This is a genomic window from Allobosea sp. BH3, from assembly GCF_025499465.1.
GTDB lineage: Bacteria > Pseudomonadota > Alphaproteobacteria > Rhizobiales > Beijerinckiaceae > Allobosea.
Window position 1 is genome coordinate 37,685 of the sequence record NZ_JAIMCA010000006.1, and the last position, 14,010, is coordinate 51,694.

Sequence of the window (14,010 nt, forward strand, 5' to 3'; positions counted from 1 at the left end):
CCAGTATCATGCGTGTTGGTCTCTACATTCTGAAGCGGTTGGCGCAGGCCGTCCCGGTCGTGCTGGCAATCGTGGCCGTCAACTTCATCCTGCTGAAGCTGATCCCGGGGGATCTCGCCGACGTCATCGCCGGAGAAGGCGGCTCTGCGACGCCAGAATATGTGGCGATGCTCAAGCAGCAGTTCGGACTGGATCAGCCGGACTACGTCCAGTTCTACCGCTACCTGGTGAGCATGCTGAGCCTCAACCTCGGATACTCGTTCCGCTACAACATGTCGGTCCTCACCCTGATCTGGGACCGACTGCCGGCAACGCTCCTGCTGCTCCTGACCAGCATCGGTATCGCGCTCGCCCTCGGAGTCGTTGCCGGCGTGACCGCCTCCCGCAAGCGAGGCGGGATCGTCGACCAGGGCGTCACCTTGTTCTCCTCGCTGATCTTCGCGATGCCGACGTTCTGGGTCGGGTTGCTGGCGATCGTGCTATTCTCGGTGCATCTGCGCTGGCTGCCGGTCGGCGGCATGACGACGACCGGCGCCATCCATCCCGGGCCGTTCGCGCTCCTCGGCGACATCGCGCGTCATCTCGTCCTGCCTGCGACGACCCTGGCGCTGTCCTATGTCGCCCTCTACGCGCGCATGACGCGTTCAGCCATGCTGGAGGTCCAGGATCTCGACTATGTCCGCACGGCGCGTGCGAAGGGAGTGCCGCAGCGGCTCGTGGTGTTTCGACACGCGCTGCGCAACGCCATCCTTCCGATCGTGACGCTGACAGGGCTCCAGCTCGGCTCGATCCTCGGCGGCTCGATCGTGATCGAGACCGTCTATTCCTGGCCGGGGCTGGGGCGATTGGCGTTCGAAGCGGTGGGCGCGCGCGACGTCAACCTGCTGCTGGGATTGTTCTTCTTCAGCTCCGTGCTGGTCATCCTGATGAATCTCGTGGTCGATCTCGTCTATGCGGCGCTCGATCCCCGCATTGAGCTGGAGGGCTGACATGCGTCGCTCGGTCTCGGCAGCCGGCGTGGTGAGCGCGCTGTCGCTCCTGCTACTGCTCGGAATGGTGATCATCGCCGTGATCGCCCACGTCATCTTTCCCGAAGATCCCATGGCCATGGTGGCCCGCCCGACCCAGTGGCCGTTCCAGTCGGCCCGCTATTACCTCGGCACCGACCAGCTCGGCAGGGACATCGCGGCGCAACTAGCCTATGGGGGCCGCGTCTCCCTGCTCATCGGTTTCGGCGCGGCGGCGCTGGCGCTGCTGCTGGGCACCGGGATCGGCGCGACCGCGGGCTACTGGGGCGGCCGAACCGATGCCGCCCTGATGCGTATCACCGAGTATTTCCAGACCATCCCAAGCTTCCTGTTCGCGATGGTGCTCGTCGTGATCCTGCAGCCCTCGATCACCAGCATCATGTTCGCCATCGGCATCACGGCCTGGCCCCAGGTTGCGCGCCTGTCGCGGGCCGAAGTGATGCGGGTTCGAAAGGTCGACTACGTGGCGGCCGCGACGATGATGGGGCTGTCCCATAGCCGAATCTTGCTGCGTCACATCCTGCCGAACAGCATCATGCCCGTGGTGGTCATATCCGCGGCCGTGGTCGCGCACGCCATCCTGGTAGAGGCCGCCCTCGCCTTCCTAGGCCTCGGCGATCCCAATGTCGTTTCCTGGGGCAGCATGATCGGCAATGCCCGCCAGCTTCTGCGGACGGCCTGGTACATGACGGCCCTCCCCGGCCTCGCGATCTTCCTCACAGTGATCTGCCTGACCCTGCTCGGAAACCACCTCGCCGACCGGCTCAACCCACGGCTCGGCGAGCGTTGAGATGCAACATCACCCAATCCAGAACGACTGGCCCATGACCCAACTTGTTCCTTCCAGCGCCGATAACGGCAGCTTTTCCGTGACGCGGCAAATCTTCGATGAAGCGCAGCGCAACCTGCCAAAGCCGATATGGGACTATCTCAGCGGCGGCTCGGAATCCGAGCTGACCTTGCGGCGAAACCGGCAAGCCCTGGACGGCATCGGGCTGCGTCCGCGCGTGCTGCGCAACGTCCAGTCGGTCGATACCGCGACCTCGCTGCTCGGGCTTCCCCTCAGCTTGCCGGTGTTCCTGGCTCCGATCGGATCGTTGGGCGTACTGCACCGGGCCGGCGCGCCGGCCTCCGCACGCGCAGCGACCTCGGCGGGAACCACGCTCTTCTTCGGCGTGCATTCCGAAACGCCTCTCGACGAGGTCGTGCGCCATGCGTCTTCGCCCCTCGTGTTTCAGCTCTATCTGCGGGGCGACCGCGAATGGGCGCTTGCCATCATCGAGCGGGCGGCGAAGCTCGGCTTCCACGCCGTCTGCATCACGGTTGATCTCCCCGTGGTCGGCCGGCGAGAGCGGGATATCCTCAACCGATTCTCGCCGCTCACTGTTCTCGACCGCCCGAATCTCGGCGCCGATCCTACTGTCACGGACGGCCACCTTGCGCGTGCGGACTGGGGTCTGATCGTTGAGATCATCGCGGCATCGCCGCTGCCCGTGATCCTGAAGGGCATCCAGGGGGCAGAAGACGCCGTTCTGGCCGTGGAGGCTGGGGCCAAGGTCGTCTACGTCTCGAACCATGGCGGCCGCCAGCTGGACCATGCCGCTTCCAGCATCGAGATCCTGCCAGAGGTTGTCGCCGCGGTAGCGGGCCGGGCGGAAATCGTCATCGACAGCGGCTTCGTGCGCGGGAGCGATATCGTGAAGGCGCTGGCGCTCGGCGCGCGCGCGGTCGGACTGGGCAAGCTCCATGGCTGGGCGCTCGCAGCCGGCGGGGAGCAAGGCGTCCGCCGGATGCTGGATATCCTGCGCGAGGAGGTGCGAGGGGTCATGTCCCTGCTGGGCGCGACCTCGGTGGGTGAGCTGTCGCCGGCGTCGCTGAGATCGGTGGTGCCGGTGGATGCGTCGCGCCCCTACCAGCCGTTTCCCGACCTCGACAGCGTTGCTCGGGGCCGGCAAGCATGAGCCTTTACAAGATCCGGCGCGGCACAGCCGAGGAGCGCCAGCCGGTTGCAGCACTCCTGCACAGCTTGGACGCGATTGCGCCCAGCGTGCGCGACGCGGTCGTCACGGCCTGGGTGAGTTCCTGGAAATCGAGCGCCTATCAGGACCTGCGCCAGGTCCCGCACTCCCCAATCTCACCCGGCTATTCCCTGATCGACCACGTCAACGACGTCGCGCGCAACGGCATCGATCTGGCGGAGCGTGCGCGCCTCGACTGGGGCTATAGGATCGACGATGACGAGCTCATTCCGATCCTTCTTCTGCACGACATCGACAAGCCCCTGATCTATGCCCGGACGGACGATCGGGTCATCAGCACACCTGTCGGCAAGGCCGTGCCGCACGGTGTGTTGGGGGCGATGCTGCTGCAGGAACTCGGTTTCGCGGACATCGTCGTCACCACCGTCGCGACCCACGCCAACGACGCACCGTTCCGTGGAGAGACCATCCTCGGCCAGATCCTGCACCATGCCGATGCCTTCGCGTCGGACCACGCCTTTGTGCGCAGCGGCGTGAGACCCGGATTCACCAGGCGAACGCTGTGACGGCGCAGGCCGATCCCTCGGCGTCACGCCCGTTCATGGCACCCAGTTCTTGCGAGTCAGACATGCTGCCGCCTCCCGATAGCCCGACCATCTCGACACATTGGGGCACATACCGCGCGCGCTTTGCGGATGGAGCCCTTGCCGAGCTACAGCCGTATGAGCTGGACCCCGATCCGTCGCCCATCGTCGCTTCGATGATCGAAGGACGCACCGCGCCCGCGCGGATCATGAGGCCCGCGGTCCGGCGTTCCTTCCTGGAGCGCGGCGCTGCAGCTGGCGGGCAAGGCCGGGGCATCGAGCCCTTTGTCGAGGTCGAATGGGATGTGGCGCTCGATCTCGCGGCGCGTGAACTCGCCCGCGTCAGTGCCGGGCATGGCAACAAGGCCATCTTCGGGGGATCGTATGGCTGGTCGAGCGCGGGACGCTTTCACCACGCGCAAAGCCAGATCCATCGCTTTCTGAACAGCATCGGCGGATATACCCGCTCCGTTCAGAACTATAGCTTCGCGGCGGCCGAAATCATCGTGAAGCACGTGCTCGGCAGCCTGCAGGGGTTGGCGACGCATCATACGCCCTGGGAACTCATCGTCGGCCATGCGGAGCTGATCGTGATGTTCGGAGGCACACCACATCGCAACGCGCAGGTAGGCTCCGGCGGCATCAGCCGTCATCGCCTGCGCGAGGAGATGGCCGCCTGCCGCCGAGCGGGGGCGGAATTCGTCTCCGTCAGCCCGATCCGCGACGACGCGCTCGCTGAATGCGACGCGCAATGGCTGGCACCGCGACCGGGCAGCGACACCGCCCTGATGCTTGCGATCGCCCATGTGCTCATCACGGAAGGTCTGCATGACGAGGCGGCGCTGGCGCGCCTGACCATCGGTTTCGATCGGCTGCGGGCCTATGTGCTGGGCGAGGTGGACGGCACTCCCAAGGACCCGGATTGGGCCTCAGGCCTGACCGGAGTGGAGCCCGACGTCATCTCGGCTCTGGCGCGGCGCATGGCCGCCAAGAAGACCTTCATCATGATGTCCTGGTCGCTCCAGCGGGCCGACCATGGCGAGCAGCCCTTCTGGATGGCGATTGCGCTCGCTGCCATGCTGGGCGGCATCGGCCTTCCCGGTCGCGGCTTCGGCTTCGGTTATGGCTGCGCCAACGGCGTCGGCAGCGCGATGTATCCCTTCTCGTGGCCGTCCCTGCCCAGCGGAACCAACGCCGTAAGCGACTACATTCCGGTGGCGCGCATCGCCGACATGCTGCTGGCGCCGGGGGCGCCCTACGACTTCAACGGCGAGAAGCGGCGCTATCCCGATATCCGCCTGATCTACTGGTGCGGCGGCAATCCCTTTCACCACCATCAAGACCTGAATCGTCTCGTCACGGCCTGGCGCCAGCCGGAAGTGGTGATCGTGAACGAGTCGTTCTGGAACGGGCTGGCTCGGCATGCCGACATCGTCTTTCCGGCAACGACCCAGATGGAGCGAAATGACATCGCGTGCTCAGCTCGCGATCTTCAGATCGCGGCTTCTCACAAATTGGCGGAGCCGGCCGGGGAGGCTCGGGACGACTTCGGCATCCTGTCGGGTCTGGCCGAGCGCCTGGGCGTCGCTGAGGCATTCACCGAAGGGCGCGATGTCGAAGCATGGCTGCGCCACTTCTATACGATCGCGCGCCAGCGCGTCGCGGAGCAAGGGCTGGAGCTACCGGATTTCGAGGCATTCTGGCGCGCGGGGATCACGGTGCTGCCGCCGCCCACGGATCTGTCGCCGCTCCTGGGGGCGTTTCGCGCAGACCCGGTAGCCAATCCGCTGCCCACCCCTTCCGGCAGGATCGAGCTCTTCTCCGAAACGATCGCTCGCTTCGGCTATGACGACTGCCCCGGCCATCCCGTGTGGCGGGAGCCGCACGAATGGCTGGGCTCGACGCTCACCGCACGTTTCCCGCTCCATGTCATCTCTAGCCAGCCCGCCACGAAGCTGCACAGCCAATACGATCATGGCAGCCACTCGCGCGCCTCGAAGATCAAAGAGCGCGAGCCCGTCCGTATGCATCCCGAGGACGCTGGCAAACGCGGACTGTCCGCAGGGGATATCGTCCGGGTCTTCAATGACCGCGGTTCCTGCCTGGCCGGGGTGGTTCTTTCCGACGCATTGCTGCCTGGCGTGGTGCAACTCTCGACCGGGGCCTGGTACGATCCGCTCGATCCGGCCCGCTCCAATTCGCTGGATAAGCACGGCAACCCCAACGTGTTGACCGACGACCGCGGGACCTCGCGCCTGGCACAGGGCCCCAGCGCTCACTCGTGCCTCGTCGAAATCGAGCTCTTCCACGAGCCCCTGCCCGCACTCACAGCCTTCCTACCGCCTGCTTTAGAGACACAGAACCGATGAATCCGATCTTCTCCGCCCTTTCGACCAGCGTCTTCGAGGTGATGTCGGGGCTGGCGCGTGAAACCGGCGCGGTCAACCTCGGCCAGGGCTTTCCGGACGATCCGGGCCCGATCGACGTGCGGCAGAAGGCCGCCGACGCGGTGATCCATGGCTGGAACCAGTATCCGCCGATGATGGGCATCCCCGAACTGCGCCAGGCGGTCGCCACCCACTACAAGCATTGGCAGGGCCTCGACCTTAATCCCGAGACCGAAGTGATGGTGACTTCGGGTGCGACCGAGGCGATTGCCGGCGCGCTGATGGCGCTGGTCACGCCTGGCGACGAAGTCGTGCTGTTCGAGCCGATGTACGATGCCTATGTGCCGCTGGTCCGGCGCGCCGGCGGCATCCCGAAATTCGTCACGCTCACCCCGCCGCATTTCGGGCTGACGGAGGAGGCGCTGGCGAAGGCCTTCTCGCCGAAGACGAAGGTCGTGCTCTTCAACAATCCGCTCAACCCGACCGCGACCATCTTCAGCCCGGCCGATCTCGATCTCCTTGCCGATTTCTGCGTCCGGCACGATGCCATCGCGATCTGCGACGAGGTCTGGGAGCATGTCGTCTTCGACGGCCACCGTCATGTCCCCGTGCTCGGCCGGCCCGACATGCGCGAGCGCACGGTCAAGATCTCGTCGGCGGGCAAGATCTTCTCGCTGACCGGCTGGAAGGTCGGGCTCGTCATGGCGGCGCCCTCCGTGATGCGGGTGCTCGCCAAGGCGCACCAGTACATCACCTTCACCACCCCGCCGAACCTGCAGGCCGCGGTGGCCTACGGTCTCGGCAAGGATGATGGGTACTTCGAGGGCATGCGGGCCGATTTCCAGCGCTCGCGCGATCGCTTCACGGCGGGCCTGCAGGACCTCGGCTTTTCCGTGCTGCCCAGCGCCGGCACCTATTTCCTCAACGTCGACATCGCCCCGCTGGGCGAGACCGACGACGTCGATTTCTGCCGGCGTCTGGTGACGGAGAACGGCGTCGCGGCGATCCCCGTCAGCGCTTTCTATGCCGAAAGCGCGGTGAAGAACGTGGTGCGCTTCTGCTTCGCCAAGCGCGATGCCACCCTGGACGCCGCGCTGGAGCGGCTGGCGCGCCTGCGCCGCGCCGCCTGATGAGATTCTCGGGCCTGCGCTGCGCTCCGCCCGAGAATGACGCTCCTGCAGGGATGACGCGCAGTTTCACCGCGACACGCCAAGCGCTAGCTTCCACAACATGTGGGAGATTCTCTCGACCTATTGGCCGCATGTCCTTGCCATCATTTCGCTGGCGATGACGGTCGTCGCCAGCGCCCATGCGGTGATGACGAAGGACGAGGTGCGCGCCGCCATCGGCTGGGTCGGCGTCATCATCCTCTCGCCGATCATCGGGCCACTGATCTACGCCATCGCCGGCGTCAACCGCATTCGGCGCGCCACGATCCTGGCCCAGCGCCCCGGCCACGGCACGAGGGGCGACGATTTCCACGCCGATACGGAGGCGGTGGCTGCACACTTCGGCCGGCGCTTCACCGCCCTCAAGACGCTGGGCGACCGCGTCGCGCGCCACCCGCTGACCACCGGCAACGCCATCACGACCCTGCACACGGGCGACGAGGCCTACGCGGCGATGCTCGCCGCCATCGAGGGCGCCCGGCGCAGCATCATCCTCGAAAGCTACATCTTCGACCGCGACCCGGCAGGCCTGCGCATTGCCGACGCGCTGATCGGGGCGCATCGACGCGGAGTCGCAGTGCGGGTGCTGATCGACGCGGTCGGCGCGCGCTATTCGGTGCCGAGCATCGCCGGACATCTGCGCGAGGGTGGCGTAGGGTTCGACGTCTTCAACGGCAACATCATCATGGGGCTGAAGCTGCCCTATGCGAATTTGAGGACGCACCGGAAGATCCTGGTCGTCGACGGGGCGGTCGCCTTCATGGGCGGCATGAACATCCGTCAGGGCTTCACCCGCGAGTTCGCGGGGGAGGATTTCGCGCATGACACGCATTTCCGGCTCGAAGGCCCGGTCGTTGCCGATCTCTTCGCCGTCGCGGCGGAGGACTGGCGCTTCGCCGCCGGCGAAGAACTTACCGGGCCGCCCTGGGAGATCGCGCCGCCGGCGGCCGACCAAGGGGCCCAATCGACCGGAGTTCTGGTGCGGGCCGTGCCCTCGGGACCGGATTCCTATCTGGAGACCAATCACAAGCTGCTGATGGGCGCGCTTTCGGTGGCGCGCCGGTCGGTCCGGATCATGTCGCCCTACTTCCTGCCGGACCAGGAATTCATCAGCGCGCTCGTCACCGCCGCAAGGCGAGGCGTCGACATCGACATCGTCGTACCCTCGGTCAACAACCTCGTGCTGGTCGACCGGGCCATGACCGCGCAATTCGACCAGATTCTCAAGAACTACTGCCGGATCTGGCGCGCGACCGGCCCCTTCGATCATTCCAAGCTGTTCGTGGTCGATGGAAGCTGGGCCTATGTCGGCTCCTCTAACCTCGACCCGCGCTCCCTCAGGCTGAACTTCGAGATCGATGTCGAAGTGCTCGACCACGCATTCGCCGGCGAGATCGACCGCAGGATAGAAGGAGTGATAGCCACGGCCAACAAGGTCACGCTCGCCGCCCTGCGCGCCCGGCCTTATCCGATCCGGCTGCTGGACAGGCTGATCTGGCTCGGCTCGCCTTATCTCTAGGCAGGAAGAGCCTTCCCGGTACCTGTCCAAGGCCTGTGCCAGCCTCTAGAACGATAGCGTCACATCTCTGACGCTATGGATTTTCATCTTCCAACGTTCGATTCGAACGGGTCCGTAGCTCAACCGGCAGAGCGATGCAGAAGAAGAGCCAGAGCCTGCCCGCCAGCATCATCGCCACGCTGCGCCAGCGGAAAAGCCGGCCCGGCAGCGCCGCTCCCCGAGCCGGGGAACGGCCGGCCGGCACGCTGGTCGCATCCTACAACGTGCATAAATGCGTGGGCGTCGACGGCAAGTTCGATCCTTCCCGCATAGCAACGGTGATCCGCGAGATCGCGCCCGACATCATCGCCCTGCAGGAGGCCGACAAGCGCTTCGGCGCTCGCCATGGGCTGCTCGACCTCGCCCGGCTGAAGGACGAGACCGGCCTTGTCCCCGTGCCCATCGAGAGCGCCAACGCCGCCGCCCATGGCTGGCACGGCAATGTCGTGCTGTTCCGGCAGGGGCTGGTGCGTGATGTCCACCAGGTCTCGCTGCCCGGCCTCGAGCCGCGCGGAGCACTGGTCGTCGACATCGACCTGGAAAGCGGCGCGGAGATCCGGATCGTCGCGGCCCATCTCGGCCTGCTGCGGCGCTCCCGCTCGCAGCAGGCGCGCATGCTGATCGACATCATGAAGGCCCGCGACGAGCGTGCGACGCTGCTGGTCGGCGACCTCAACGAATGGCGCCTCGGCGACCGTTCAGCACTCAAAGAATTCGGCCCCGCCTTCGGCGCGCTGCCGATGCCGGTGCCGAGCTTTCCCTCCGGGCTCCCGCTTCTGGCGCTCGACAGGATCATCGCCAACCGGCCGGAGATCGTCTCGGACGTGATGGTCCATGACACGCCGCTGGCGCGCATCGCCTCCGACCACCTGCCGATCAAAGCTTTCGTCGACCCGGACGCGGTGGGGCTCGCCATAGCTCGGCCGCTCCTGCCCGAAGCCGCCCCCTCACTCGCCCCGAACGCCGCAGGCTCGGCCCGCCCGGGGGACCGGCCTCTGCCCATCCCCGTCCCGCCCGAGGGCGAAAGCCGCGAGCGCCGCAACGGCGATCTCGTGCGCAAGGCCGGCGCGCGACTGAGGCGCGCCGTGAAGCGGACGCTGCGGCGGACAGACAGCCCGCATCGGTGAAGGCACGGCCCTTACTGACAGAGCCGTCAGCGGCGTGCTCATGCCGAGCATGCACCGGCGCGCTGGCCCTCGAAGCCGAAGCCTGCTTTCTGGCTTCGTCAGCCGTTCTATGGCGCAGGATCACATGAGGGATGCCTTGGCCGAGCGCCCGAGCGCGCTGCAGCTCTTCCTGATCTTCGCGCGGATCGGGCTGACCAGCTTCGGCGGGGGCTTGAGCGGCTGGCTGCTGCGGGAATTCGTGCAGAGGCGCCGGCTGATGAGCGAGGAGGATTTCCTCAACGGCTTGTCGATCGCGCAGGCGCTGCCGGGCGTCAACGTCACCAACATGGCGATCTGGATCGGCTACAAGCTCGCCGGACGCAGCGGCGCCATCGCCTGCTGGCTCGGCATCGTGGTGCCCGCCGCCTTCGTCATCGTGCTGATCGCGAGCCTCTTCGCCTCGCTCAGCAGCTATGCGCTCACCCATGTCGCTCTCGTCGGAGCGGCAGCGGCGGCGATCGGCCTGTCGCTATCGATGGGCCTGACGGCGGCGCTGCGCGTGCCGCGCCGGGTCTTCCCGCTCACGATCATGGCCGCGACCTTCGTGGCGGTCGCGATCCTGAAATGGCCGCTGCTTTGGACGGTTCTGATCGCGGGCTCGCTGAGCGTCGCGGTCACCTATGCGAGGAACTAAGGCACCGCGATGCCGACCCTGCCGCTCAGCATCTTCCTGGTCTTCCTGCCGCTCTCGCTGGTGACGATCGGCGGCGGGCAGAGCGCCATCGCGGACATGCACCGCCAGATCGTCGAGGTGCATCACTGGCTGAGCGCGGCGCAATTCGTCGACGCCTTCGCCATCGCGCGGCTGGCGCCGGGTCCCGGCTCACTGATCGCGACACTGATCGGCTGGCAGATCGCCGGCTTCTGGGGCGCGATCGCGGCCACCATCGGCATCTTCGGGCCGACAGCGCTGCTGATCTACGGCGTCGCCCATATCTGGTCACGCTTCGAGGGCGCGCGCCTCCTGCTCGCCCTGGAACAGGGACTTCGCCCGGTCGCGGCCGGCATGATCCTGGCCGCAGGCTATGTGCTGATGCAGTCGCTCGAAGGCGGCTGGATCGGCCGCGGCATAGCGCTCGCCTCGACGGCGCTGCTGATGGCGACGCCCGTCAATCCGCTGCTGCTGATCGGCGGCGGGGCCGGCTGCTTCGTCGGCCTGCACATGCTGGGGCTGCTCTGAAAGCCCTCAGGCCGCCCGGCTCGGCGCCTGCTCGGGCGGCATGCCGTCCTTGATGATGCCTTTGAGCTGGCCCCGGAGTTCGGGCGAATCCTTGTGCCCATGCACGGCGACGGCATGCTGCACGGCCGCCTCCAGCAGTTCGCTCTCAGAGTCGGCGCTGATCGCGATCGAGCATTTCATCTCGCTCGGGAATGCGCGGCAATCGACGAACTTGCGTCCCATGGCGTCCTCCTCGCTGGGAGACCTCGAGCACCCTTCCGCCTATCGCGACGAAGGCTGCCGCTGGGACTATACCTTATTCGGCGCATCCCCGCCGTATTCCATCGACATCCCCCGACGCTCGCAGGGAATTTTTATCGACCAAAGCGGATCAGGTCGGCAGCTTTCTCCGCGATCATCAGCACCGCCGCCTGCGTGTTGCGGGAAAAGACCTCCCGGCATGATCGAAGCGTCGGCGATCCGCGGGCCCTCGATGCCGCGGACGCGCAATTGCGGATCGACCACTGCGCCCGGCCCCTGGTCCATGCCGGCGGTGCCGCAGGCATGGCAGATGGTCTGACCGTTATCGCAGGCGAAGGCGATCCAATCCTCGTCACTGATGCAGTCCGGCCCCGGCGCCAACTCATGGCCTGCGGGCGACGGCGCTCATACCCCGATGTCACGTCCGGCACGCTCAAACTGGCGCATGTGCGTCTCCGCCTCCGTGGCCGCAGGGTCAACCCACTGAGGATCGCTTCGGAGAATCGGGCGGATTACTCCTTCCAAGGCCACCTAACCCAAACGGTGAAGAGCACCTTCGACCGTACCGGCCACGGCTGTCAGGCGATCATACCGCCTCCCGATTTGGGGGCCACCAACCGCCAACGCTTGGGGGGCACCGTCGAAATCGGATGAAAATTTCTGTTTAATCTCAATCGATCAAACCACCATGAAAAGGTGGCGCGACCTACGGGAGTCGAACCCGTCTCCCCAGCGTGAAAGGCTGGTGTCCTAACCGATAGACGAAGGTCGCGTGCTCTCGGGACCGTCAGAGGTCCGTCACGAAGCGGGGCGAGGTATAGTGGCAGCCCTGCCGCTCTGCAAGCACCTGTGGCCAAGAAATGTGGACGGCTTCGCTTCTCAGATCTGCCTGGCGAGATCGAGGATGCGTAGCTCCGCTGTTTCGTTGCCGCCCCAGCGGTTGAGCGTCAGGGTCGCGGCCAGGTGAACCGTCTCTCCGCGCGCGGCGAGCAGGGCCTGTCCCAGCGGTTCCTGCGCGGCGCGGAAGGCGATGCCGCCGATGCTCGCGCCGTCGCCCGAGCGCAGCTTGATGCGGACGTGGCCGCCACTGCCGATCTCGATCGCGTCGGTCAGGCGATGCGCCGGGAAGACGAAGACCGGCTCCGGGCTGCCCGAGCCGAAAGGGCCGGCCTTGTCGATCTCGGCGAGGAGGCGCGGGCTTGCTCCGCCGGCGCTGAGCGCGGCATCGACCAACAGCGCCTCGGCCTCGCCCGCAGCGCCGACCTCGCGCGCGAGATAGTCGTTGAGGAAGGCGTGGAAGGGCGCCGCCTGCCCGCCGGCCAGCGTCACGCCCGCCGCCATGGCATGGCCGCCGCCCTTGACGGCGAGCCCCGCCTCGACCGCCGCGCGGACAGCCCGGCCGAGATCGACGCCCGCGACGGAGCGGCCGGAGCCGGTGGCGCCGCCCTCCCCGTTCAGCGCCAGCGCGAAGGCGGGGCGGCGGAAGCGTTCCTTCAGCCGGGCCGCCACCAGCCCGACGATGCCGGGGTGCCAGTCGGCGCTGCCGGCGAGCAACACCGGCAGACCCTCCGCGCCCATCAGCTCGTGCTCGGCCTGCGAGACGGCCTCCAGCACGGCGAGGCGCTCGATCTCCTGCCGCTCCTGGTTGAGCCGATTGAGCTCGGCGGCGATGGTCCGGGCCTCGACCTCGTCATCGGTCATGAGCAGGCGGGCGCCGAGCGCAGCATCGCCGATGCGCCCGCCGGCATTGATGCGCGGGCCGAGCAGGAAGCCGAGATGCCAGGGCTGGATCGGTCCGTCGAGGCCCGAGACATCCATCAGGGCGGCGAGCCCCGGCCGCGCCCGCGAACGCATCATGGCCAGGCCCTGCCGGACGAAGGCGCGGTTCAGGCCCGTCAGGGGCACGACATCGGCGACGGTCGCCAGCGCAACGAGATCGAGAGCCGCCAGCAGGTCCGGTTCGCCACCGCGCTGCGCCCAATGCCCGGCGCGACGCAGCGCGCGGCTCGTCGCGACGAGGGCGAGGAAGACGACGCCGGCAGCGCAGAGATGGCCGAGGCCGGAGAGATCATCCTGCCGGTTCGGATTGACCAACGCCTCGACGGCGGGCAGCCGCTCGGGGGCCTGATGGTGATCGAGCACCACGACATCGAGGCCGAGCCGGCGCGCCTCGGCCAGCGGCTCTTCGCTGGTCGTGCCGCAATCGACGGTGACGAGCAGGGTCGCGCCCTCGCCCGCCAGCATGCGAATCGCTTCGCTATTGGGGCCGTAACCCTCGATCAGCCGATCGGGGATGTGAATGCGCGGATGAGCGCCGGCCTGAGCCAGGAACCCGGCGAGCAGCGCAGAGGAGCAGGCGCCGTCGACATCGTAGTCACCGAAGATCGCGACGCGCTCGCCCTTTAGCCCGGCCTGCGCCAGCCGGGCGGCGGCCGGCTCCATTTCGGTGAGGACATTGGGGTCCGGCAGATGGTCGCGCAGCTTCGGCTCGAGGAAGCGGGCCGCGTCCGCAGGCTCGACACCGCGCGCGGCGAGCAGCCGGGCCAGGATGTCGGGCACGCCCTCCAACTGCGAGAGCGCCTCGGCCCGGCCGAGCCCGGCGATGTCCAGCCGATCGCGCCAGGGCCGGCCGAGCGCGGAGCGGGACACGCCGAGGAACAGGCGGTGCGGATTCGGAATCATCGCGCAAGGGCGTCGCGCGGACAGCCGCCCGCGTCAA

The 14,010-nt window shown here is 67.1% G+C and carries 11 protein-coding genes, 1 tRNA gene and 2 pseudogenes; 10 read left to right on the forward strand and 4 right to left on the reverse strand.

Annotated features, from left to right (window positions below; translation table 11 throughout):
* Positions 1–8 precede the first annotated feature (8 nt).
* From BoBH3_RS19885 to BoBH3_RS19930, 10 genes and pseudogenes are all read left to right on the forward strand, one after another.
* Positions 9–989, forward strand: a complete 981-nt coding sequence (locus BoBH3_RS19885; RefSeq protein ID WP_262332598.1) for an ABC transporter permease — start codon at positions 9–11, stop codon at positions 987–989.
* A gap of 1 nt (position 990) precedes the next feature.
* Entirely contained in the window at positions 991–1,818 is an 828-nt protein-coding gene (locus tag BoBH3_RS19890) for an ABC transporter permease (protein WP_262332599.1), read from the forward strand.
* 34 nt (positions 1,819–1,852) lie between these two features.
* Positions 1,853–2,989 (forward strand): alpha-hydroxy acid oxidase, encoded by a 1,137-nt coding sequence (locus BoBH3_RS19895; protein WP_262332600.1) that lies wholly within the window; start codon positions 1,853–1,855, stop codon positions 2,987–2,989.
* Entirely contained in the window at positions 2,986–3,573 is a 588-nt protein-coding gene (locus tag BoBH3_RS19900; protein ID WP_262332601.1) for an HD domain-containing protein, read from the forward strand. Before BoBH3_RS19895 ends, BoBH3_RS19900 begins: the two co-directional genes overlap by 4 nt.
* 62 nt (positions 3,574–3,635) lie before the next feature.
* Positions 3,636–5,960, forward strand: a complete 2,325-nt coding sequence (locus BoBH3_RS19905) for a molybdopterin guanine dinucleotide-containing S/N-oxide reductase (protein ID WP_262332602.1) — start codon at positions 3,636–3,638, stop codon at positions 5,958–5,960.
* The gene (locus BoBH3_RS19910; protein ID WP_262332603.1) at positions 5,957–7,108 is read left to right on the forward strand and encodes an aminotransferase; all 1,152 of its coding nucleotides are present in this window, start codon (positions 5,957–5,959) and stop codon (positions 7,106–7,108) included. The genes BoBH3_RS19905 and BoBH3_RS19910 overlap by 4 nt, the downstream gene beginning before the upstream one ends.
* 100 nt (positions 7,109–7,208) lie before the next feature.
* A complete protein-coding gene (locus BoBH3_RS19915) occupies positions 7,209–8,666 on the forward strand; it encodes a phospholipase D-like domain-containing protein (RefSeq protein ID WP_262332604.1) in 1,458 nt (485 codons plus the stop codon).
* Positions 8,667–8,800: 134 nt separating this feature from the next.
* Positions 8,801–9,613: pseudogene (locus tag BoBH3_RS19920) on the forward strand (endonuclease/exonuclease/phosphatase family protein); the annotation flags it as partial.
* A gap of 355 nt (positions 9,614–9,968) precedes the next feature.
* Entirely contained in the window at positions 9,969–10,505 is a 537-nt protein-coding gene (locus BoBH3_RS19925) for a chromate transporter (protein WP_262332605.1), read from the forward strand.
* Between the two features lie 9 nt (positions 10,506–10,514).
* Positions 10,515–11,051 carry a chromate transporter gene (locus tag BoBH3_RS19930; protein WP_262332606.1) on the forward strand — a complete coding sequence of 179 codons (537 nt, stop codon included), beginning with the start codon at positions 10,515–10,517 and terminating at the stop codon, positions 11,049–11,051.
* A gap of 6 nt (positions 11,052–11,057) precedes the next feature.
* On the opposite strand, the gene BoBH3_RS19935 is transcribed toward BoBH3_RS19930, so the two are convergent.
* The 4 genes and pseudogenes from BoBH3_RS19935 to recJ all read right to left on the reverse strand — a co-directional run bounded on the left by BoBH3_RS19935 (position 11,058) and on the right by recJ (position 13,973).
* Entirely contained in the window at positions 11,058–11,273 is a 216-nt protein-coding gene (locus BoBH3_RS19935) for a DUF1059 domain-containing protein (protein ID WP_262332607.1), read from the reverse strand.
* A gap of 131 nt (positions 11,274–11,404) precedes the next feature.
* Positions 11,405–11,675: pseudogene (locus BoBH3_RS19940) on the reverse strand (GMC oxidoreductase); the annotation flags it as partial.
* A gap of 313 nt (positions 11,676–11,988) precedes the next feature.
* Positions 11,989–12,063 (reverse strand) — tRNA-Glu (locus tag BoBH3_RS19945).
* Between the two features lie 107 nt (positions 12,064–12,170).
* Positions 12,171–13,973 (reverse strand): single-stranded-DNA-specific exonuclease RecJ, encoded by a 1,803-nt coding sequence (gene recJ / locus BoBH3_RS19950; protein WP_262332608.1) that lies wholly within the window; start codon positions 13,971–13,973, stop codon positions 12,171–12,173.
* Positions 13,974–14,010: the final 37 nt, after the last annotated feature.